Below are 21,247 nucleotides of genomic sequence, written 5' to 3'. Positions count from 1 at the left end.
GCGCCCTCTCACGTGCCGTAAAATTGCCTGTGCGCGAATCGCGCCGCCGGCCGCCCCGTCTTTGACTTGCCCCGCCGCCCTTGGCTACAAGCCTCCCTCCCTTCACGGAGAGAGGCGAGCATATGGCGTCGATCGTCGAGCGGCTGAGCGAGGAACTTGCGGCGAAACCTTGGCAGGTGGAGGCTGCGGTCGGCTTGCTCGACGGCGGTTCGACAGTGCCCTTCATCGCCCGCTACCGTAAGGAGGCGACGGGCCAGCTCGACGATACGCAGCTTCGCAAGCTCGAAGAACGGCTGCGGTATCTTCGCGAGCTCGAAGAGCGCCGCAAGGCGATTCTCGAGTCGATCGAGTCGCAGGGCAAGCTCGACGACGCGCTGAAGCGCGTCATCATGGAGGCCGACAATAAGGCGCGCCTCGAAGATATTTATCTGCCCTTCAAGCCCAAACGCCGCACCAAGGCGCAGATCGCCATCGAAGCCGGCCTCGCGCCGCTCGCCGAGGCGCTGCTCTCCGCGCCCGACAAGGACCCGAAGGCTCAGGCGGAAGCCTTTGTCAACGCCGAGAAGAATGTCGCGACCGTCGAAGCGGCGCTGGAGGGCGCGCGCGCCATTCTCGTCGAGCGATTCGCGGAAGACGCCGACCTCATCGGCGCGCTGCGCGAAACCCACTGGCAGCAGGCGGTTCTCAAATCAAAGCCGCGCGAGGGCAAGGAAGCCGCCGGCGCTAAATATTCCGATTACTTCGAGTTTTCGCAGCCGATCTCCAAGCTTCCCTCACACCGCATCCTCGCGCTGTTCCGCGGCGAGAAGGAGGAGATGCTGGAGCTCGAAATGGCGCCCGAGGCAGAGCCCGGCTTAGGGGGCTATGAAAGCCGCATCGCGCGGCGCTATCAGATCGAAGATCGTGGCCGGCCCGGCGATAAATGGCTCACCGATACGGCGCGCTGGGCCTGGCGCACCAAGATCGAGCTGCATCTTTCGGTCGACGCGCGCGCGCGCCTGTGGCGTCTCGCGGAAGACGAAGCCATTCGCGTCTTCGCCGAAAATCTGCGCGATCTTCTGCTCGCCGCGCCAGCCGGCGCGCGCGCGACCCTAGGCCTCGATCCGGGCTTTCGCACCGGCGTAAAGGTCGCGGTCATCGACGCGACCGGCAAGATCGTCGCCACCACCCCCATCTATCCGCATGAGCCGCAGCGGCGCTGGGACGAGTCGATCGCCACGCTCGCGAGCTTGGCGCGCCAGCACAAGATCGAGCTCATCGCCATCGGCAATGGCACGGCCTCACGCGAGACGGATAAGCTCGCGAGCGAGCTGATCTCCAAGCATCCGGAGTTGAAGCTCACCAAGATCGTCGTGTCGGAGGCCGGCGCCTCGGTTTACTCGGCTTCCGAATACGCTTCCAAGGAACTCCCCGACCTCGATGTGACGCTGCGCGGCGCCGCCTCCATCGCGCGACGTCTGCAGGACCCGCTCGCCGAGCTCGTGAAAATCGAGCCTAAATCGATCGGCGTCGGGCAATATCAGCACGACCTTTCCGAGATGAAGCTATCGCGCGCGCTCGACGCTGTAGTCGAAGACTGCGTGAACGCCGTCGGCGTCGACGTCAACACGGCTTCCGCCCCGCTGCTGGCGCGCGTGTCGGGCCTTGGCGAGACGCTCGCCGCCAATATCGTCGCGCATCGCGACGCCAACGGGCCTTTCCGCACGCGCGCGGAATTGAAGAAGGTGCCGCGCCTCGGCCCCAAGGCGTTCGAGCAGAGCGCGGGCTTTTTGCGCATCATCGATGGCGACGATCCGCTCGACCGCTCGGGCGTACACCCGGAAACCTATCCGCTGGTGCGCCGCATCCTCGACGCGGCGAAGACCGACATCAAATCGCTGATCGGCAATACGAACGAATTGCGTAAGCTGAAGCCCGCGCAATTCGCGGACGAGACCTTCGGCGTCCCGACCGTCACCGACGTGCTGGCGGAATTGGAGAAGCCCGGCCGCGATCCGCGCCCCGCCTTCAAGACCGCGACCTTCCAGGAGGGCGTCGAGACCCTCAACGATCTGAAGCCCGGCATGGTCCTGGAGGGCGTCGTCACCAATGTCGCCGCCTTCGGCGCCTTCGTCGACATCGGCGTGCATCAGGATGGTCTGGTGCATATTTCGGCCTTGTCGAAGGAGTTCGTCAAAGACCCGCGCAGCGTGGTGAAGCCCGGCGACATCGTCAAAGTGAAGGTCATGGAGGTCGACGCGCCGCGCAAGCGCATCTCGCTCTCCATGCGCCTCGACGACGCCCCGGGCCAGCAGGGCAAGGGCGGGCAGGGCGGCGGCGGCGCCGGCCGCGATCAGGGGCGCCCGCGCGGGCCGCAGCAATTCACCTCGGCGCCGAAGGGCGGCAAGCCGGCCGGCAATAGCCCCGGCGGACTCGGCGAAGCGCTGCTGGCGGCGATGAAGCAGAAGGGCGGGCGTTAAAAAGAGGCGATCGCATAGGGGGCGAAAACGCTCGCGCCGATCGCGGCCGCTCCCAGCGCCGCAATCAGAACGGCGCCGGCGGCGACGTCTTTCGCCTTCTCGACCTCGGGATGATGCTGCGGCGAGACGACATTGCAGACATGCTCGAAGGCGGTGTTCACCGCCTCGGCCACCCAGACGGTCGTCACCGCGGCAAAGAGCCAGCGCCATTCCTCGGGCCGGACCTTATAGGCAAGCCCCGCCGCCACAACGCCAATGGTTGCGCCGGCGTGAAGCCAAGCGTTGTGCTGGGAGCGCAGCATGAAGCCTAGCCCCGCGAAAGCATAGGAGAAGCTTTTCAACCGCGCCTGCGGCGAAAAGGCGCCCGGCTTTTTCAAGGGTTTGCTCTCCCCGAATCGCGGACACTCAGCCCTGCGGACGCTTTGCCGGCGTCGTCGACCAGCCGTTCGAGCACTTTCAGATAGTCGGAAAAGCGTTTGCGTCCGGGGCTCGTAATGCGGCAGGTCGTCAGAGGGCGATTCTCCTCCAAACGCTTGTCGATGGCGATGAGGCCGTCTTCCTGCAGCACCGCAAGATGGCGGCTGAGATTGCCGTCCGTCAGGCCGCAAAGGCGTTTGAGCTCCGAGAATGGCAAGCCCTTCGGAAAAGAGAGGAGCGCGGTCAGAAGGGCGAGGCGCGCCTTCTCGTGAATGACGCGGTCGAGGCCCTCATAGGCGAAACGCCCTTTCTCGGTCTCGCGCCGCGGCACCTGTCTCCTCCGTCACTAGCGACCGGGGCAACCCCGGCCGCCCGCCAGGCCAAGCCTCCGCCTAAGCTTTGCATGGCAAAGTATGCGGTGGCCCGGGCGCACGTCAAGCGCGCGCGGGCCCATCTCAGGGCGCGGAATTCGGGGTAACAAACCCTCCGCAGCCGCGTCATGCCCGCGCTTGTCGCGGGCATCTACGCCGGGACATGACGACACGCGGGGAGAAGAAGCGGCGTTGGTCCCGCTCATATTCTTAAGCTTTCCGCGTCGGCGCGGCGTGGATGGCCGCGACAAGCGCGGCCATGACGCCGGAACACGCGCGGCTCATTCTCTGAAAGTAATGGTCCCGCTCGACGCCGTCATAGCGGCCGGTCTTCAAGCAGCAGCGCTTGAAAGCTTTTCAGGGAGCCGCAGGGACAGGGATCGGCGCGGCCGAGCTTTTCCACGAGCTCCTTATCGCCGTGAATGATTCGCGCGCCGCGCTTCACATGGGTTTCGGAGTTGAAGCCCTTACGGCGCTTGGACGTGCGCTCGAAAGCAGGCGAAGTTGTCTAAAATTTTCGGCATAATCGCCTCCCTATGCATTTTGAGAAAAATGGAGCGGGTGAAGGGAATCGAACCCTCGTATTCAGCTTGGAAGGCTGCTGCTCTACCATTGAGCTACACCCGCGACCCTTTTTCTATGCCAAGCCGCGCGCCGCTTTGCAACGGCGAATCCGTCGCGTGGGCCGCGCGCATTTATCTATTTGACAGCGCCGCCGGAGCCCACTAACCCGAGCGCCCGATGGTCAATCAACAGGCGGGCGTTCCAACGCTGCCCCTTTCGTAAGGATCAACGAACCGTGGCCAAACCGGAACTCGGCGCCAAGCGCCAATGCCAGTCCTGCGCAACGAAATTCTACGACCTCAACAAGAGCCCGATCGTCTGCCCGAAGTGCGGGACGATCTTCCAGATCACCGCGCTTTCGCGCGCGCCCGGCCGCGTGGAGGAGGAAGAGAGCGAGGTCGAGAAGGAGGGCGTCGAAACCGTGTCGCTCGATGAGGTCGAGGAGAGCGAGAATGCGGCCGAGACGCTCGATGTCGACGAAGACGTCGAGATCGACGACGCCGGCGACGACGACACCTTCCTCGAAGAGGAAGAGGGCGAGGACGACGACGTCTCCGGCCTCATCGACGGCGACATCGAGACCGACGACGAGGGGTGAGCGTCGCGCCCTTTCGGGCGTGGGGGCGAAATAGCCAACAAAAAACCCGCGGCGAGCGCCGCGGGTTTTTTTGTTTGTGTTGAGGAATGATTATTTGCCGCGACGGCGGCGCTGCTGACCCAGGCCCATCTCTTTGGCGAGATTGGAGCGCGCCTGGGCGTAATTGGGGGCGACCATCGGATAATCGGCCGGCAGGCCCCATTTCTCGCGATATTCCTCGGGCGAGAGGCCGTATTGCGTGCGCAGATGGCGCTTCAGGGATTTGAACTTCTTACCGTCTTCGAGACAGACGATGTAGTCGTTCGTCACCGAGCGCTTGGGGGCGATGGCGGGCTTCGGCGGCTCGGCCGGTGCGGCGGCCACGGTGGAGCCGACGCGCTGCAACGCATTATATACTTCGCTGATGAGCTGAGGCAGATCGGAGGCTGGCACGGAATTGTTGCTGACATAGGCCGATACAATGTCCGCGGCGAGTTCGATATTGTTGGGCAGGTTCATTTAAGGGCGCCTATTGCGTCACGTGGGGACCCTGAGAGGGCTGGCGTCTTCTCTCGGGAAGCGTCGCCGCTTCAAATAGCTCGGACAAAACCTTTTACGCGACGGGCTTTATCGAACAGGCGAAGACTAAACGTCAATTTATGCCATTTATCCCCCTGCATCAAGAATTATGCTCCATTAAATTTAGGTCATCTCATTTACGCCATATGTTTCTCTTTCGAGCGCGCCGCAGCAGCGCAGAGCCGCCCAGAATCGCAAAGTCTTGAGCCCGTCCATGGGACGAACAGGCGAAGATCGGCCTAGATGAGGTTATGGAGGATGGTTATTGAGCAGTAACACAATGCCTTGCCTGTTCGACTCGACTTGGAGCCGCAATGTCCACTTTCAGGGCCGTACGAATTGATGTCCAGTCGGGCGCCCAGAGCGCCGATTATGTGGAGATGACAGAGGACGAGCTGATGCCCGGCGACGTCGATCTCGCGGTGCTCTACTCGGCCATCAATTACAAGGACGGTCTGGCGGTGACCGGAAAAGCCCCGGTGGTGCGCCGCTTTCCGATGATTCCGGGCGTCGATCTCGCCGGACGGGTCACCCGATCGGCGCATGCGGGTTTTGCGCCGGGGGACCTCGTCGTCGCCACGGGCTGCGGCCTGGGCGAGGCGCATTTTGGCGGCTTCGCGCAGAAGGCCCGGCTCCCCGGCGAATGGCTGGTCAAGCTCCCCGGAGCGTTGACGCCCGCGCGCGCGATGACGATCGGCACGGCGGGGCTTACCGCCATGTTCTGTCTTTTCGCGCTCGAGCGGCATGGCCTCTCGCCCGCTGACGGAATGGCCGTGGTCTCCGGCGCCTCTGGCGGCGTCGGCTCCTTCGCCGTCGCCCTCCTGGCGCAGGCCGGCTGGCGCGTCGCCGCCATCACGGGGCGTCCCGCCGAGGCCGATTATCTGAGATCCATCGGCGCGGCCGAAATATTGACGCGGGAGGATTTTTCGTCCCCCGGCAAAGCGCTGCAAACCCAACGCTTCGCCGCCGGCGTCGATACGGTCGGCGGCGCCACGCTGGCGAATATGCTTGCGCAGACCCGGTTCGACGGCGCGATCGCCGCCTGCGGCAATGTCGGCGGCATGGATCTGCCCGCGAGCGTCGCGCCTTTCATCCTGCGTGGCGTGTCGTTGCTCGGCGTCGAAAGCGTTCGGCCAAGAATAAATTTGCGCCGCGAAGCCTGGGCGCGGCTCGCGACAGACCTGGACGTCGCGATGATCGACGCCATGTGTGAGATAATCCCCTTCGATCAGGCGCTGGAGAGGGCGCGCTCGATCGTGGGCGGGAAGATACGCGGGCGGGTCGTCATCGAGATGCGCTGAGCGTCGCTTCGACCAATTGTCGCAGCGCCGCGCGACGCCTCGACGAACGCATTCGCTTCGGTTGTAATCGGCATTCGGCCGCCGAGCGGATCGCGCTCCCGGACCGCGCTCTTGGACCGTTTAGCTTTTCATGCCCTCGGGGCGCCAAAGGTAGGACGCATGAGTTCGGCATTCACCAAAGAACAGGACGACGACAATCCGCGCGAGGATTTGCCCGATCGTCCGATCAGCCCGCATCGCAATCTGGTGACGCAAGAAGGCTTGCAGCAGATCGACGACGCTATGACGCGCCTGCTGGCCGATCTGGAAAAGGCGAACGCCGCTGGCGACAATCATGCGATCGCGCTCGCCCAGCGCGATTTGCGCTACTGGCGGGCGCGCCGCGCCAGCGCTGAGATCGTGCCGCGCATCGCCGACCATTCGCATGTGCGCTTCAGCCACCGTGTCGTGGTGGAGCTGGAGGGCGGGGAGCGCCGGGCGTTTCGCCTTGTGGGCGAAGACGAGGCTGATCCGGCGAAAGGGCTGCTTCCCTATGTCGCCCCGCTTGCGCAGGCCCTGATGGGCAAGGCCGTCGGCGACGAGGTCGAGGTCGGCCATCACCGCGCGCAGATCGTCGAGATCGCGTAACAAAAAGCCGCGCGTTTCCGCGCGGCTAATTTGTCGCCAAACCTCCGAGGCGGCCTCGTCCTTCGAGACGCGAGCTTCGCTCGCTCCTCAGGATGTGGCCTAAGTGTTTTTGCAGAAGCTCCTCATGCTGAGGAGCCTGCGCAGCAGGCGTCTCGAAGCACGAGGTGCGTCACCGCCATTTTATCAGCAGTCTGAGCCGCGCGTTCCCGCGCCGCTCGACTTCGTTCTCTATCCTACGCGCCGGCGCTATGCCGCCTTGCGCGCAACCTTCTTGGCGGGGCTCTTGGTTTCCTGCGTTTCGGCCTTCTGCGCAACCGCGGCCGCCTTCCGAGGCGCTTCCGGCTTGGCGACAGCGGCCTTCGGCGCAGAGGCTTTTTGAGCCGGGGCGGGTTTTTCCGCTGCAGCTTTATCAGCCGCCGGCTTCGCCGAGGCGCGTTTCAGGCGGCGCTTGATCGAGCTCCACAGCTCTTTCATTTCCTGCGCGGCGACGCCCTCGGGGTTATATTCCGCGACCCCGAGGCCCAGACGCGCGGCTTCCTGGTAGTCGACGCGCGAGGAGACCAGCGGCGCAAGCAGACCGCCCATCGCCTGCAGCGCTTTGGCGCCGAGATCGACGCGCGCGCTCTGCTGCGACGGCGGGCATTGGTTGAGCAGGAAGGCGTAGTCACAACCTTCCTCCTTCACCTGCGCGCGGGTTTTTTCGCTGGCCCAAAGATCGAAAGCGTTCGGACGCGCGGGAATGATGCAAAGGTCCGCCGCGCGCACGGCGGCAAGCAATTGTTCGCCGTCATGGCCCGGCGCGTCGAGGATGACCAAAGTGATCCCCTTTTTTTCCAACGCCGAGATTGCCTTGGCGAGCTTTCCCGCCGGCGCGTGCTCGACGCCGATGTCGGACGCCTCGCGCGAGCTCGCCCATTTGACGAGAGTTTGCAGCGGGTCCAGATCGAAGATGAAAACGCGCTCGCCGGCCGCGCGCGCGGCGACGGCGACGCTGCTCGCGAGGGTGCTCTTGCCCGCGCCGCCCTTTTGCGTAACGAAAGCTATTGTTCGCATTCTTTTGGTTCCGTTTTGGCGTTTGCTCGGTTCGGCAAGGCTTTACGCGAAACGCGGCAATTGTCGGCAGCACCCAAGCTTATGCGGCCGAATCATTTACTTGCGTGCAGGGTAAGCTTTGGCTAACGCGCCGTCGAGGCGTCAATTGATCGGCGCCGACACAAGTAAAGACTCTGACCATCCGAGATTCCAATGCCCGACCTCTTCGAAAACGCGAAACTCGACGAAAGCGCGCCGCGCCCCTTGGCGGACCGTCTGCGCCCGACTCGCCTCGAAGAGGTGGTTGGACAAGATCACTTGCTCGGAGCTGACGGCGCGCTCACGCGGCTCGTTCGCGGCGGCTCGCTCGGCTCGCTTATTCTTTGGGGGCCGCCCGGCTCCGGCAAGACAACGGTGGCGCGCCTGCTCGCGCATGAAACAAAACTCGCCTTCGTGCAGATTTCGGCGATCTTCTCCGGCGTCGCCGATCTCAAGAAGACATTCGAGGCCGCGCGCGCGCGCCGCACGACAGGGCAGGGCACGCTGCTCTTCGTCGATGAGATCCATCGTTTCAACCGCGCCCAGCAGGATAGTTTCCTGCCTGTGATGGAAGACGGCACGATCACACTGATCGGCGCCACGACGGAAAACCCGTCTTTCGAGCTCAACGCCGCTTTGCTGTCGCGCGCGCGCGTCATGACCTTCAAATCGCTCGACGCCGCGGCGATCGAAAAACTACTGGCGCGCGCCGAAGAGACGGAAGGCAAGAAGCTGCCGCTCGACGCCGACGCCCGCGAGGCTCTGGTCGCCATGGCCGATGGCGACGGCCGCGCCGCGCTCACTCTGTCGGAGGAAATCTGGCGCGCGGCGCGCGCGGGCGAAATCTTCGACCGCGCCGCGCTGGCGGACGTCGTTCAGCGGCGCGCGCCCATCTACGACAAGGCGCAGGAGGGCCATTACAATCTCATCAGCGCGCTGCACAAATGCGTGCGCGGCTCGGACCCCGACGCGGCGCTCTATTACTTCGCGCGCATGCTGGACGCGGGCGAAGACCCGCTCTTTCTCGCCCGGCGCATCGTGCGCATGGCGGTCGAGGACATCGGCCTCGCCGATCCGCAGGCGCTCGTCATCGCCAACGCCGCAAAGGACGCCTACGACTTTCTCGGTTCGCCGGAAGGCGAGCTCGCTCTGGCGCAGGCGGTGATCTATGTGGCGACCGCCCCCAAATCCAACGCCGGCTATGTCGCCTATAAGAAGGCGCGCCGCCTCGCGCAGGAGAAGGGCTCGCTCATGCCGCCCAAGGTCATCCTCAACGCGCCGACCAAGATGATGCGCGAGGAAGGCTATGGCGAGGGCTATGAATATGACCATGATTCTCCTGACGCCTTCTCCGGGCAGAATTACTGGCCCGAGGCGCTCGGGCGCCAGCGGCTCTATCAGCCGGTCGAGCGCGGCTTCGAGCGGGAACTCGCCAAGCGCCTCGATTATTGGGAGCGGTTGCGGCGCGAACGCAACGCAAAATGACCGGGGAACTGCACGATTATGTTGCGCAATTGTCACGCAGGCTGGCAAACGTGATGCACAAGGCTTGTTCAGGTCGCCTTTCGATTGACCGTCCGCGAGGTCAGCCGTAAGTCTAGCCGTGACGGCGCGGAGGTCGCATTCAAGCGGCAGAAGCCCAAGAATTCGAAATATCTACGAAGGGGTCGATTATGGCCAAGTTTCCTGTCGCCGCCGGCGTTGTGCTGGCTCTTGTTGCGGGTTCCGCTTTTGCCGCCGATCTCCCGTCGCGCAAGGGACCGCCGCCGGTCTTTGTTCCCCCGGCGCCGAGCTTCACCTGGAACGGCCTCTATGGCGGTATCAACATCGGCTATGGTTTTGGCGCCGGCTCCAATGAGACGGGCGGCTTCATCTATCCGTCGCCGTCGGCTGCTCCGGGCTTCTCCGCTGCGTGGAACGCTCCGCAGAATCTGAACGGCGTCACGGGCGGCGGTCAGATCGGCTACAACTTCCAGTTCTCGCCGTGGCTCGTTGTCGGCGCCGAAGCTGACATTCAGGCGGCCGACATCAACAGCCAGTCGAATGTCGTCGGCGCGACGACCAGCCCGTCGACCGCTTTCGCGGCCACCCGGGCCGGCGGCCCGATCCTGCACAGCGCCTTCGTGAACTCCGCGAAGAGCGTCGATTGGTGGGGCACGGTTCGTGGCCGCATCGGCGTGACGCTTCCGTCCTGGCCGAATCTGCTGGTCTACGGCACGGGCGGCTTCGCCTATGGCCAGGTGGATCAGACCGTCTCGGTCGCCGACATCTTCCTGACGGGCCCCGCCGGCGGCGCCGTGATCGGTCGCGCCAAGTCGTTCGGCACCAAGACGGGCTGGACCGCCGGTGGCGGCGTCGAGTGGTCGCCGCTCGCTTTCCCGGCCTGGTCGCTGAAGGTGGAATATCTCTACACCGATCTCGGCTCGACCAATGTGGTCATCCCGGGCGTGCTCACGACCTTCGTGGTTCCCGGCTGGGCTGGTTCGCACAGCTCGCCGACCCAGTTCCACACGGTTCGCGCCGGCCTGAACTGGCACTTCAATCCCTTCGCCGCTCCGGCGCCGGTTCTGGCGAAATACTGAGCCTTTCGCCAGCTTAGACGATTGCGAAGCCCGGCCCTTGTGGCCGGGCTTTTTCATTTGATTACAAATGCGTCATGTTGCGGGAGCGGCATGGACGCGCGTTGCAGCGCGGCCTATAGCAGGGGCGTCGGAGCATATTTGGGCAAGTCCCGCTCGAGCCGTGTCGCGCTTGGCGTCGGGCGCGTGCGGGTGCTAACCCTGTTCACTGGACCTTCGCCGACGCGCCCCGGAGCCCCACAGCTTAAATGCCCCGCAAAGCGCCCCTTCTTCTCGCAATCATTGTGAGCCTCGCCATTGGCGCGGCTCTGCCGGGCCTTTTCGCGAAGATGCGCGGGAGTGCGCCCGGCGACTCCGGCGCCGGCGCGCAGCAGGCGGCGAGCCCCGCTGCGCCCGAAGGGCTGATCAAGCTGTCGCCCGAGCAGATCGACGCCGCCAAGATCGGCGTCGCGAAGGCGGGCCCCGGCGTGCTCAAGCGCCAGATCACCGTGCCAGCGACGGTGAAGCCCGATCCCGACCATCTCGCCCGCGTCGCCGCCAAGGTCTCCGGCGTCGTCGCCGAAATGCGCAAGAAACTCGGCGACGAGGTGGCGAAGGGCGAGACGATCGCCGTCATCGATTCGCGCGAGGTCGCTGACGCCAAGAGCGAATATCTCGCCGCGCTCGCCAATTACGAGCTGCAATCCCAGCTCTTCCAGCGCGAGAAGGGCCTCTTCGAAAAGAAGATCACCGCCGAGCAACTGTTCCTGAAAGCCAAGGCGACTTTCACGGAAGCGAAGCTCCGCCTCGATCTCTCGCGCGGCAAGCTCGCGGCCCTCGATCTCTCCGAAAGCGAGATGACGGCGCTCGCCAATCAGCCCATCGCGCGGCTGCGTGAGAAGGAGATTCGCGCGCCGATCAAGGGCCGCGTCATCGAGCGCCTGACCAATCTCGGCCAGCCGGTGACGCCGGAAAGCCAGATTTACGTTCTGGCCGATCTTTCCGAGGTGGAAGCCGAGCTCGCGGTTCCCATCGCCAATCTCGCCAGCGTGCGCGTGGGACAGCCGGTGGTCGTCAAGGGGGCGGATGGGCGCGCTTTCCAAGGCGCCGTGCGCGTCGTCAACGCCCTCATCACGCCCGAGACGCGCACGGGCCATGTGATCGCCGCCTTCAAAAACCCGGATTACGCCATTCACCCTGGCGTTCTGCTCAACGCCGAGATCGCACTTGAACAGAGCCCCGCGAAAGTCGTCGCGCCGCGCGCCGCGGTGCAGCTCATCCACAATGAGCCGACGGTCTTCGTGCGAGTGAAGAATGGCTTTGAAAAGCGCGTCGTCGAACTGGGCGACGGCGACGAAGGTTCTGTGGAGATCGTGAAAGGCCTCTCGCCCGGAGAGACGATCGCGGTGGATAACAGCTTCGTGCTGAAGGCCGAAGCCGGCAAGAGCGAAATTCCCGAGGAGTGACGGCTCTAAGACCATGATGCAGCGGATCATCGCCTTTTCGGTCCATAGCCGCTGGCTGGTCGTCCTCCTGGTCGCGCTGGTCGGCGCCTTCGGCGCTTTCGCGCTCGTGCATCTGCCGATCGACGCCGTTCCCGACATCACCAATAATCAGGTGCAGATCAACGCCCGCGCGCCGGCCCTCTCCGCCTTCGAGATGGAGAAGCAGGTCACTTATCCGATCGAGAACGCGCTCGCGGGCATTCCGGGTCTCGACTATACGCGCTCGCTCTCGCGCAACGGCTTTGCGCAGGTGACGGCGGTCTTTTCCGATGGCGTCGATATTTTTTTCGCGCGTCAGCAGGTGAATGAGCGCGTTGCCCAGGCGCGCGAGGATTTTCCGCCGCAGATCGAGCTGCGCATGGGCCCGATCGCGACGGGCCTGTCCGAAATCTACATGTGGACCGTGCGCTACGCGGAGCCGCATAAGCTCGCCGATGCGGGCGAGCCCGGCTGGCAGCGCGACGGCGCCTATCTGACGCCGGAAGGCGCGATGCTGCGTACGACCGTCGCGCAGGAATCCTATCTGCGCACCGTGCAGGACTGGATCATCCGCCCACAATTGCGCACGGTGCCGGGCGTCGCCGGCGTCGATTCGCTCGGCGGTTTCATGCGGCAATATCATGTGCAGCCCGACCCCGCGAAGCTAACATCGCTCGGCCTGTCCTTCGGCGATCTTGCGGCGACGATCCAGAAGAACAACGTCAGCCGCGGCGCCGGCTATGTCGAGCGCAATGGCGAGGGCCTCGTCGTGCGCAGCGGCGGCCGGCTGGAGACTGTCGAGGACATCGCCAATGTCGTGGCGACGACGCGAAATGGCGTGCCCGTGCGCGTAGGCGAGATCGCCAATGTCGCCATCGGCAAGGAGCTGCGCACGGGCTCGGCCAGCATGAATGGCGAGGAAGTGGTTATCGGCACGGCGCTGATGCTGATCGGCGCCAATAGCCGCACCGTCTCGGCGGCGGTGGACGCCAAGGTGAAGACCGTCACGAAGTCCCTTCCCCCGGGGATCGAAGTCAAGACGATCCTCAACCGCACGCTCCTGGTCGACGCGACTATCAAGACCGTCGCCAAGAATCTCCTGGAAGGCGCGGGGCTCGTCATCCTCGTGCTCTTCGTGATGCTGGGCAATTTCCGCGCGGCGGTGGTGACGGCGACGGTCATTCCGGTGACCATGCTGCTGCTCGCCATCGGCATGTATATCGGCAAGATCAGCGCCAATCTGATGAGTCTCGGCGCGCTCGATTTCGGCCTCATCGCCGACGGCGCCATCATCGTCGCGGAGAACAGCCTGCGCCGCCTCTCCGAACGCCAGCATATGGCGGGGCGCCCGCTCACCACCGAGGAACGTCTCGAGACGGTCATCGATTCAGCCGTCGAGATGCGGCGGCCCACCGTCTATGGCCAATCGATCATCATTCTCGTCTACTTACCGATCCTGAGCTTCACGGGTGTCGAAGGAAAGATGTTCCATCCGATGGCGATGACCGTGATCATCGCGCTTCTGTCGGAGTTCCTTCTCTCCCTCACCTTTTTCCCCGCGATGATCGCGCTTTTCGTCTCGGGCGCCAGCGAAGAGCACGACAATGCGATCGTGGGCTCGCTCAAGCGCATGTATGAGCCGGCCTTGCGTTGGGCGATGGAGGCGCCGGTGAAAGTTATGGCGATCGGCGTCGCCTCCTTCCTCTTCGCCGTGCTTCTCTATTTGAACCTCGGGCAGGAGTTCATCCCCAAGCTCGATGAGAAGAATCTCGCAATGCAGGCCAATCGCATTCCGAGCACATCGCTCACGCAGTCGCAGGCGATGCAGATTGACGTCGAGAACGCGATTCGCAAGCTGTCGCAGGTCGATTACGTCTTCTCGAAGACCGGCACGGCCGAAGTCGCGACCGACCCCATGCCGCCGAATCTGACCGACACTTTCATCATGCTGAAGCCGGAAGATCAGTGGCCCGATCCGCATCTGCCCAAGGATACGCTGATCGACGATATTTCGGCCGCGATCTCGAAGCTCCCCGGCAACGCCTATGAGTTTTCGCAGCCCATTCAATTGCGTTTCAACGAGCTTCTCGCCGGCGTGCGCGGCGACATCGCCGTCAAGGTCTTTGGCGAGGACTTCGACGCCATGCTGAAGACCGCCAATCATATCGCGGCCATCCTGCGCGCCACGCCGGGCGCGACCGATGTGAAGGTCGAGCAGGTGACGGGCCTGCCGGTGCTCGACATCAAGGTCGATAAGAGCGCCATTGCGCGCTACGGCCTGTCGCTCGGCGCCGTGCAGGACACGATCGGCGCGGCGATCGGCGGCGAGCAGGCGGGCATGATCTTCGAGGGCGACCGTCGCTTCCCGATCTTCGTGCGCCTGCGCGACAATCTGCGCGAGGACGCCAGCGCTTTGGAGACGATCCCCGTCTCCTTGCCGCCCGACGCGCAGGGCCGCATCTCGACCATCCAGCTCAAGCAGGTGGCAAGCTTCTCCACCGTCGACGGACAGAACCAGATCTCGCGCGAGAACGGCAAGCGGCGCGTGGTCGTCAGCGCCAATGTGCGCGGACGCGACATCGCCTCGGTCGTCAATGAAGCGCGCGCCAAGGTCGACGCCAAGGTGCAAATCCCCGCCGGTTATTGGATCGAATGGGGCGGGCAGTTCGAAAATCTCGCGGCGGCGCGGGCGCGGCTCATGATCGTCGTGCCGGTCTGCTTCTTCATGATCTTCCTGCTGCTGTTCTCGGCGCTGGGCTCGGCGCGCGACGCGCTGCTGGTCTTCTCGGCCGTGCCGCTTGCTTTGTCTGGCGGCGTGCTGGCTCTGTGGCTGCGCGGCATGCCCATGTCTGTCTCTGCGGCCGTGGGCTTCATCGCGCTTTCCGGCGTCGCCGTGCTCAACGGCCTCGTGATGCGCACTTATATTCACCAGCTCATGGTGAGCGGAATGGATGAGCGCGCGGCGATCTTCAAAGGCGCCATGACGCGTCTGCGTCCCGTGACGATGACGGCGCTTGTCGCCTCGCTCGGCTTCGTACCGATGGCGCTCGCGACCTCGACTGGCGCCGAGGTGCAGCGGCCGATCGCCACTGTCGTCATCGGCGGTCTCATCAGCGCGACGGTGCTCACGCTGATCGTGCTGCCGGCGCTTTACGCCTTCTTTGGTGAAAACAAAGCCTCGCTCGCCGCCGCGCGTGAAAGGGAGGCGGTGTGAGACAGGCGCGCCGCACAGGACAATCGGCCGAGCGCCAATTTTGCTCGGACGTCGGGCGCCAAATACCTCCCCTTTTCGGGGAGGTCGGCGGCCAAAAGCCGTCGGGTGGGGTTCGCGCCGCTACGACAGTTATTGGGGCTTGCCCCACCCGACCCCGCTTGCGCGGGGCCATCCTCCCCGTAAAGGGGAGGGATGAGCTCACGCCCAGCGGTTGCGCGGCCGCTTTCGTGCGGGCCGCCTTTTTTGCTCTGTGTTTCACGTCGTCTGCGGCGTCGGCCGAGACGCTCGATGGCGCCTTGCTGCGCGCTTACAACAATAGTCCGGTGCTGAATTCTGGCCGCGCCGGCGTGCGCGCGCTCGACGAGAAGGTGCCGCAGGCGCGCTCGGGCTTGCGTCCGCGCGCCAATGCAAGTCTCTATCTCGGCAAGCAGGAAAATCGCGCGATCGCGCGGCAAATCGACGAGGAAATTGCCAATCCGGCCTTAACCCGCGTCCAGACCAAAAGCATTCAGACGGGGGGCAGCATGCCCCGCTCGGCGACCCTCACGGTGGAGCAGCCCGTCTTCGACGGTTTCAAAACGCAGAACGCCACCCGCATGGCGGAAACGAATGTCTTCGCCGGGCGCGAGCGGCTGCGTCTTACCGAGCAGCGCGTGCTTTTCAACGCGGCCTCCGCCTATATGAACGTCTTGCGCGACACGGCCGCGCTCAAATTGCAGGAAAACAACGTCGCGGTTCTCGCCGAGCAATTGCGCCAGACGCGGGAGCGCTACAATTACGGCCAGATTACTTTGACCGACATTGCGCAGGCCGAGGCGCGGCTCGCCGCCGGGCAGTCGCTCGTCGGTCAGGCGCGCGCCGCGCTCGAGGCGAGCGTCGGCTTTTATCGGCAGACGATCGGCGTCGAACCGAAGAAATTATCCCCCGGCGCCGCGGTCGATCGTCTGATCCCGAAAACCCGCGAAGAGGTCGAGCGCAACGCCCTGGCGGAGCATCCGGTCATTCTCGCGGCTCTGCACGACGCCGACTCGGCGGACCTCGACATCAAAGTGATCGAAGGGGATTTCATGCCGAAATTCTCGATCGTGGGCAATGTCTTCACCCAGACGGACATCAGCGGCGTCTATAACCGCAACATTGGCGCGTCGATCGGCGGGCGGCTCAATGTGCCGATCTACGAGGGCGGCATAACCTATTCGCAAGTCCGGGAAGCCAAGGAGACGGCGGGGCAGCGGCGTCTCGACGTCGATGTGGCGCGCGCCGACGTCATCGCGCTGGTGCGCGCCAATTGGGGCGCCCTGCAGGCGGCGAAAACCCAGATCGCCGCCGCGCAGGCGCAGATCGCGGCGGCCGAGCGCGCGCTCTATGGCGTGCGGGAGGAGGCCAAGGCCGGTCTGCGCACGACGCTCGACATTCTCAACGCGCAGCAGGAATTGTTGAACGCCCGCATCAGTCTCGTCTTCGCCCAGCGTGAGCGCGTGGTCGCCTCTTACGCCGTGCTCGCCGCCATGGGCCGGCTGTCGACGGAAACGCTCAGCCTAGACGCGTGGCAATATGACCCGGCGGTCCATTTCGAGCAGGTGAAAGACTCCTGGGTCGGGACCGCGACGCCCGACGCCGGGCGTTGAAGACATTTCATACAAAGCGTTTTACTCTGCGGCCAATCGCCGCTCGCGTTGCGGCGCAACAAAGAAGAGGAAACGCTATATGCGAGGCGCGTATCTGAAATTCTTCGCCAGAGGTTTTGCGCTGGCGCTGGTCGCGGCGCCCATGGCGGCCGGTCCGGCCGCGGCCATCTGCTGGTTCGGCTGCGGCGATCCGACCGAGGAGCACGCCCGCAAGATTTTCGAAAATCTCCTCCCGCAGCATTTCGACAAGCCCGGCAAGATTCTCGACTTCAAGCAGACCATGTCGGAAGCGCTCGAAATGCACGCGACCGGCGAGAAGGGCTTCGAGATCTTCTTCAACGCCAAAGTGCAGTTCCCGGAAGGCGCGAATCTCGACTGCAAACCCGACGACGCCGGCAAGGTCAAGGAAGGCTGCTCGCCCAGCAAGCATTATGTGACGGCGCCGCGTAACTCCGATCCCAAGGGCAAGCAATATGTGGCCCCGGGTGAAACGGTGGTCTTCGACGAGGAATATCGCTTCTACGAAGACTCGAACGGCTGGAAGGGCCCGGACGGCAAAGTCTATCGGCAGTAAGCAAAAAATATGGGCGCGCAATAATTGCGCGCCCCTGAGCGTCGGCCTCTACTCGCTCGAAGAGGCGAAACGATCTTACTTCAGCAGGTCGGAGTTCTGCGGGCAGCCGGCCTTCTCATTGCAGGCCTTGAAGTTGGCGCGCAGCTCGTCGACATTCGCGCCGTAGTTCTGCTTGCGGGCGAGATATTCGTCGTAGCACTTCGACGCGGCCGCAGCCTGCTTGTCATCGTCGGCGTTGCGGGTGTCGCAATCGGCGAAGGCCGGGGTCATCATGCTGGCAAACAGGGCCGCCGCAACAAAGGCGAATTTGTTCATTTTGACGCTTCCTCTTCTTCATATTTTCGGCTGTGCTTGCTTGCGCTGGCGCAGAACCCTCCCGCCGACAGTAACGGCCCCTCATAACGCGCAAAGCGGGGCGGACGATGGGGGAAGATTGGCCCAGTGTCAATCACACGTCATTGATATGACAGAGACGAGGGGGCGATCGGCAGGCTGGCGAGCCCGCGCTTCCCTATTGCTAAAGATTGAATCCAAAAGATTATTCCCATAAGGGCCCCCCGCTCTCGGGCGCCTCCCCGGGGCTAAAAATTTTGAGATGGTCGGCAAGAAGGGCGCGCTTTTCGCGCGCCCTCGCATTTTTCTCAGCTCCGAGGAAAAGCTCAGAGTCCCTTCGAATTCTGCGGGCAGCCGCACTTCTCGTCGCAGGCCTTCTTGTTGGACTTGACTTTCGACATATCGGCCGTCCAGCCCTGCTGATCCTTCAGATATTGATCCTCGCACTTGGAGGCGCAAACGGCCTGCTCGTCTTCCGCATGGGTGTCGCAGCTAGCGAAGGCCGGAGCGGTCATCGCCGCAAAGATAGCGACGGCCGTGGCAATGGAGAATTTCTTCATCCTGAGCTTTCCTCTATCTTCCTGTTTTATTTTTGCTTCTTGCGCCGCATGTCTAGCTGCGCCGCCGTTTGGAACGGCGGCGCGCAAGCTCTTACGCTCAAGCGTCAGGAAGATGTCGCAAGAAAAACGAGCCGTCAATAATAGCGAAGGTTTGCGACAGCACTTTTACGGGGCGAGTTGTCGCAGCACGTAAGGCAGAATGCCTCCATTTTTGAAGTATTCCAATTCGTCGAACGTATCGATCCGCAAGAGGAGCGGGGCGGAGACAACCTTGCCGCTCTGGAAGGTGATTTCGGCGGCCAGCGTCTGGCGCGGTGCAAGTCCTTTCTCGAGCCCGCGAATGGCCACGGTCTCCTCGCCGGTCAGGCCGAGCGACGCCCAGCTCGTTCCGGGCTCGAAGGTCAGCGGCAGCACGCCCATGCCGACGAGATTGGAGCGGTGGATGCGCTCGAAGCTCTGCGCGATCACGGCGCGCACGCCGAGCAGCGCCGTGCCCTTCGCCGCCCAGTCGCGCGAGGAGCCATTGCCATATTCGGCGCCGGCGAAGACGACGAGCGGCGCGCCGTCCTTCTGGTAGCGCATGGCGGCGTCGTAGATCGAGAGCGTCTCGCCGCCGGGGTAGTATTTGGTGAGGCCGCCTTCGGGCACGACGCCATGGGCGTCCTTCATCATGTTGTTCTTGATGCGGATATTGGCGAAGGTGCCGCGCATCATGACTTCATGGTTGCCGCGCCGCGTGCCGTATTGGTTGAAATCCTTCTGCGCGACGCCATTGTCCATCAGCCATTTGCCCGCGGGCGAGGCGGCCTTGATGGAGCCGGCCGGGGAAATATGGTCGGTGGTGATCTTGTCGCCAAAGAGCGCGAGGACGCGTGCGCCGACGATATCCGTAACGGGCTTGGGCTGCTTGGCGAGGCCCACGAAATAGGGCGGGTTGCGGACGTAGGTGGATTTGTCGTCCCAGCCGTAGGTTTCGCCGGCCGGGGCCGCCACCGCGCGCCAATGTTCGTCGCCCGCAAAGACATTGGCGTAAGTCTCGCGGAACAGGTCGCGCGTGACATTGTCGCGGATGAACGAGTCGATCTCGGCGCTCGACGGCCAAATGTCGCGCAGATAAACCGGTTGGCCGTCCGAGCCCTGGCCCAGCGGCTCTTTCGTCAGATCGGTGGCGACCGTGCCCGCGAGCGCGAAAGCGACGACGAGCGGCGGCGAGGCGAGATAATTCGCCTGCACGTCGGGGTTCACGCGGCCCTCGAAATTGCGGTTGCCGGAGAGCACCGAGGCCGCGACGAGGTCATGGGCGTTGATGGTCTTGGAGACCGGCGCCGGCAGGGGCCCGGAATTGCCGATGCAGGTCGTGCAGCCAAAGCCCACGAGATTGAAGCCCAATTCGTCGAGCGACTTCTGCAGGCCGGAGTTGGCGAGATATTGCCCGACCACCTGGCTTCCCGGCGCGAGCGAGGTCTTCACCCACGGTTTCACCTTGAGGCCCTTGGCGACGGCGTTGCGCGCCAGCAGCCCCGCGCCGATCAGCACGCTCGGGTTCGAGGTATTGGTGCAGGAGGTGATGGCGGCGATGACCACGTCGCCATGGCCGAGGTCGTAATTCGTGCCCTCGACCTTGTGGCGCGGCCCGAGACCGCCGTCCTTTTTATATTCGCCGGCGAGCGCGGTCTCGAAGGCCCTGCCGATGTCCTCCAGCGGCACGCGGCCTTCGGGGCGCTTGGGGCCCGCGAGCGAGGGCGCGACCTCGGCGAGGTCGAGCGCCAGCGTGTCGGTGAATTCGGGGTCGGGCGAGGAGGCGTCGCGCAGCATGCCCTGCGCCAGCGTATAGGCCTCGATCAGCGCGATGCGCTCGGCGGCGCGGCCGGACATATTCAGATAGGCGAGCGTCTCGGCGTCGACCGGGAAGAAGCCGCAGGTCGCGCCATATTCCGGCGCCATATTGGCGATGGTCGCGCGGTCGGCGAGCGACAAATGGTTGAGGCCCTCGCCATAGAATTCGACGAATTTGCCGACGACGCCCTTTTTGCGCAGCATTTGCGTGACGGTGAGCACCACGTCGGTCGCGGTGACGCCTTCCTTGGGCGCGCCGGTCAGCTTGAAGCCGATCACCTCGGGCGCGAGCATGGAGAGCGGCTGGCCGAGCATGGCGGCCTCCGCCTCGATGCCGCCGACGCCCCAGCCGAGCACGGCAAGGCCGTTGACCATGGTGGTATGCGAGTCGGTGCCGACGAGCGTATCGGGATAGGCGACCTCGACCGCCGCGCCATCGGCTTTCTCGGTGCGGGTCCAGACCGTCTGCGCGAGATATTCGAGATTGACCTGATGGCAGATGCCCGTGCCCGGCGGCACGACGCGGAAATTGTCGAAGGCCGACTGGCCCCATTTCAGGAAGCGGTAACGCTCGCCGTTGCGCTCATATTCGAGCTCGACATTCTGCTCGAAGGCCTTGGGCGTCCCAAACTCGTCGACGATGACCGAATGGTCGATCACGAGATCGACCGGCACGAGCGGATTGATCTTCTGCGGGTCGCCGCCCAGCGCAACAAAAGCGTCGCGCATCGCCGCGAGATCGACCACCGCCGGCACGCCGGTGAAATCCTGCATCAGCACGCGGGCCGGCGAAAAGGCGATCTCGCGCTCGGTCTTGCCCTTCTCGGTCAGCCATTTGGCGAAGGAGTGGATCGTGTCCTTGGTGACCCAGCGTCCGTCCTCGTTACGCAGCAGGTTTTCGAGAACGACCTTGAGCGAATAGGGGAGTTTGGAGACTCCTTCGAGCCCGTTCGCCTCGGCCGCTCTCAGTGAGAAATAATCATAGGTTTTATCCCCCACGACGAGCTTTTGGCGGGATTTGAAACTGTCGAGCGAAGTCATGGGAGGTCCTTGCAGACGTAAAGGCGAAACGTCGCCTTCATAGAAAATTCCAT

The 21,247-nt window shown here is 63.9% G+C and carries 17 protein-coding genes and 1 tRNA gene; 10 read left to right on the top strand and 8 right to left on the bottom strand.

The window, feature by feature from the left end:
• The first annotated feature begins 122 nt into the window (after window positions 1-122).
• Entirely contained in the window at window positions 123-2,459 is a 2,337-nt protein-coding gene (locus JJT62_RS00825; RefSeq protein ID WP_202070794.1) for a Tex family protein, read from the top strand.
• On the opposite strand, the gene JJT62_RS00820 is transcribed toward JJT62_RS00825, so the two are convergent.
• From JJT62_RS00820 to JJT62_RS00810, 3 genes are all read right to left on the bottom strand, one after another.
• The gene (locus JJT62_RS00820; RefSeq protein ID WP_246744635.1) at window positions 2,456-2,836 is read right to left on the bottom strand and encodes a diacylglycerol kinase family protein; all 381 of its coding nucleotides are present in this window, start codon (window positions 2,834-2,836) and stop codon (window positions 2,456-2,458) included. The two genes, JJT62_RS00825 and JJT62_RS00820, sit on opposite strands and share 4 nt — an antisense overlap.
• Window positions 2,833-3,207 carry a transcriptional regulator gene (locus JJT62_RS00815; protein WP_202070793.1) on the bottom strand — a complete coding sequence of 125 codons (375 nt, stop codon included), beginning with the start codon at window positions 3,205-3,207 and terminating at the stop codon, window positions 2,833-2,835. Before JJT62_RS00815 ends, JJT62_RS00820 begins: the two co-directional genes overlap by 4 nt.
• Window positions 3,208-3,800: 593 nt before the next feature.
• Window positions 3,801-3,874 (bottom strand) — tRNA-Gly (locus JJT62_RS00810).
• 172 nt (window positions 3,875-4,046) lie between these two features.
• On the opposite strand from JJT62_RS00810, the gene JJT62_RS00805 reads away from it, so the two are divergent.
• Window positions 4,047-4,409, top strand: coding sequence for a TIGR02300 family protein (locus JJT62_RS00805; RefSeq protein WP_202070792.1), 363 nt, complete (start codon window positions 4,047-4,049; stop codon window positions 4,407-4,409).
• A gap of 90 nt (window positions 4,410-4,499) precedes the next feature.
• Here JJT62_RS00805 and JJT62_RS00800 read toward each other — a convergent pair whose 3' ends face one another.
• Entirely contained in the window at window positions 4,500-4,907 is a 408-nt protein-coding gene (locus JJT62_RS00800; protein ID WP_202070791.1) for a MucR family transcriptional regulator, read from the bottom strand.
• 374 nt (window positions 4,908-5,281) lie between these two features.
• On the opposite strand from JJT62_RS00800, the gene JJT62_RS00795 reads away from it, so the two are divergent.
• Both JJT62_RS00795 and greA read left to right on the top strand, forming a co-directional pair.
• Window positions 5,282-6,268 carry an MDR family oxidoreductase gene (locus JJT62_RS00795; RefSeq protein ID WP_202070790.1) on the top strand — a complete coding sequence of 329 codons (987 nt, stop codon included), beginning with the start codon at window positions 5,282-5,284 and terminating at the stop codon, window positions 6,266-6,268.
• A gap of 159 nt (window positions 6,269-6,427) precedes the next feature.
• Window positions 6,428-6,895, top strand: a complete 468-nt coding sequence (gene greA, locus JJT62_RS00790; RefSeq protein WP_202070789.1) for a transcription elongation factor GreA — start codon at window positions 6,428-6,430, stop codon at window positions 6,893-6,895.
• A gap of 246 nt (window positions 6,896-7,141) precedes the next feature.
• On the opposite strand, the gene JJT62_RS00785 is transcribed toward greA, so the two are convergent.
• On the bottom strand, window positions 7,142-7,948 hold the full coding sequence (locus tag JJT62_RS00785; protein ID WP_202070788.1) for a division plane positioning ATPase MipZ: 807 nt from the start codon (window positions 7,946-7,948) through the stop codon (window positions 7,142-7,144).
• Window positions 7,949-8,140: 192 nt separating this feature from the next.
• Here JJT62_RS00785 and JJT62_RS00780 point away from each other — a divergent pair, with 192 nt between their 5' ends.
• From JJT62_RS00780 to JJT62_RS00755, 6 genes are all read left to right on the top strand, one after another.
• Window positions 8,141-9,451, top strand: a complete 1,311-nt coding sequence (locus tag JJT62_RS00780) for a replication-associated recombination protein A (RefSeq protein WP_202070787.1) — start codon at window positions 8,141-8,143, stop codon at window positions 9,449-9,451.
• Window positions 9,452-9,639: 188 nt separating this feature from the next.
• Entirely contained in the window at window positions 9,640-10,548 is a 909-nt protein-coding gene (locus JJT62_RS00775) for an outer membrane protein (RefSeq protein ID WP_202070786.1), read from the top strand.
• 245 nt (window positions 10,549-10,793) lie between these two features.
• Window positions 10,794-11,990 carry an efflux RND transporter periplasmic adaptor subunit gene (locus tag JJT62_RS00770; protein ID WP_202070785.1) on the top strand — a complete coding sequence of 399 codons (1,197 nt, stop codon included), beginning with the start codon at window positions 10,794-10,796 and terminating at the stop codon, window positions 11,988-11,990.
• A 13-nt stretch (window positions 11,991-12,003) separates the two neighbouring features.
• Entirely contained in the window at window positions 12,004-15,222 is a 3,219-nt protein-coding gene (locus JJT62_RS00765; RefSeq protein WP_202070784.1) for an efflux RND transporter permease subunit, read from the top strand.
• A gap of 227 nt (window positions 15,223-15,449) precedes the next feature.
• Window positions 15,450-16,850 (top strand): TolC family outer membrane protein, encoded by a 1,401-nt coding sequence (locus JJT62_RS00760; RefSeq protein ID WP_202070783.1) that lies wholly within the window; start codon window positions 15,450-15,452, stop codon window positions 16,848-16,850.
• A gap of 79 nt (window positions 16,851-16,929) precedes the next feature.
• Window positions 16,930-17,424 carry a hypothetical protein gene (locus JJT62_RS00755; RefSeq protein WP_202070782.1) on the top strand — a complete coding sequence of 165 codons (495 nt, stop codon included), beginning with the start codon at window positions 16,930-16,932 and terminating at the stop codon, window positions 17,422-17,424.
• A 75-nt stretch (window positions 17,425-17,499) separates the two neighbouring features.
• Here JJT62_RS00755 and JJT62_RS00750 read toward each other — a convergent pair whose 3' ends face one another.
• From JJT62_RS00750 to acnA, 3 genes are all read right to left on the bottom strand, one after another.
• A complete protein-coding gene (locus JJT62_RS00750) occupies window positions 17,500-17,739 on the bottom strand; it encodes a hypothetical protein (RefSeq protein ID WP_202070781.1) in 240 nt (79 codons plus the stop codon).
• 344 nt (window positions 17,740-18,083) lie between these two features.
• On the bottom strand, window positions 18,084-18,317 hold the full coding sequence (locus tag JJT62_RS00745) for a hypothetical protein (RefSeq protein WP_202070780.1): 234 nt from the start codon (window positions 18,315-18,317) through the stop codon (window positions 18,084-18,086).
• 165 nt (window positions 18,318-18,482) lie between these two features.
• The gene (gene acnA / locus JJT62_RS00740) at window positions 18,483-21,194 is read right to left on the bottom strand and encodes an aconitate hydratase AcnA (RefSeq protein WP_202070779.1); all 2,712 of its coding nucleotides are present in this window, start codon (window positions 21,192-21,194) and stop codon (window positions 18,483-18,485) included.
• Between the last annotated feature and the right edge of the window lie 53 nt (window positions 21,195-21,247).

The sequence above is a fragment of the Methylocystis sp. Sn-Cys genome, from assembly GCF_016745395.1.
In the GTDB taxonomy this organism is placed as follows: Bacteria; Pseudomonadota; Alphaproteobacteria; order Rhizobiales; family Beijerinckiaceae; genus Methylocystis; species Methylocystis iwaonis.
Note: the sequence above shows the minus strand (reverse complement) of the source record. Positions and strands in the feature narration are given on the sequence as shown.

Coding starts and splice junctions, on each gene's coding strand:
- JJT62_RS00825 (WP_202070794.1), top strand. CDS start 123: ATGGCGTCGATCGTCGAGCGGCTGAGCGAGGAACTTGCGGCGAAACCT.
- JJT62_RS00785 (WP_202070788.1), bottom strand. CDS start 7,948: ATGCGAACAATAGCTTTCGTTACGCAAAAGGGCGGCGCGGGCAAGAGC.
- JJT62_RS00770 (WP_202070785.1), top strand. CDS start 10,794: ATGCCCCGCAAAGCGCCCCTTCTTCTCGCAATCATTGTGAGCCTCGCC.
- JJT62_RS00755 (WP_202070782.1), top strand. CDS start 16,930: ATGCGAGGCGCGTATCTGAAATTCTTCGCCAGAGGTTTTGCGCTGGCG.
- JJT62_RS00795 (WP_202070790.1), top strand. CDS start 5,282: ATGTCCACTTTCAGGGCCGTACGAATTGATGTCCAGTCGGGCGCCCAG.
- greA (WP_202070789.1), top strand. CDS start 6,428: ATGAGTTCGGCATTCACCAAAGAACAGGACGACGACAATCCGCGCGAG.
- JJT62_RS00800 (WP_202070791.1), bottom strand. CDS start 4,907: ATGAACCTGCCCAACAATATCGAACTCGCCGCGGACATTGTATCGGCC.
- JJT62_RS00745 (WP_202070780.1), bottom strand. CDS start 18,317: ATGAAGAAATTCTCCATTGCCACGGCCGTCGCTATCTTTGCGGCGATG.
- JJT62_RS00775 (WP_202070786.1), top strand. CDS start 9,640: ATGGCCAAGTTTCCTGTCGCCGCCGGCGTTGTGCTGGCTCTTGTTGCG.
- JJT62_RS00750 (WP_202070781.1), bottom strand. CDS start 17,739: ATGAACAAATTCGCCTTTGTTGCGGCGGCCCTGTTTGCCAGCATGATG.
- JJT62_RS00780 (WP_202070787.1), top strand. CDS start 8,141: ATGCCCGACCTCTTCGAAAACGCGAAACTCGACGAAAGCGCGCCGCGC.
- JJT62_RS00765 (WP_202070784.1), top strand. CDS start 12,004: ATGATGCAGCGGATCATCGCCTTTTCGGTCCATAGCCGCTGGCTGGTC.
- acnA (WP_202070779.1), bottom strand. CDS start 21,194: ATGACTTCGCTCGACAGTTTCAAATCCCGCCAAAAGCTCGTCGTGGGG.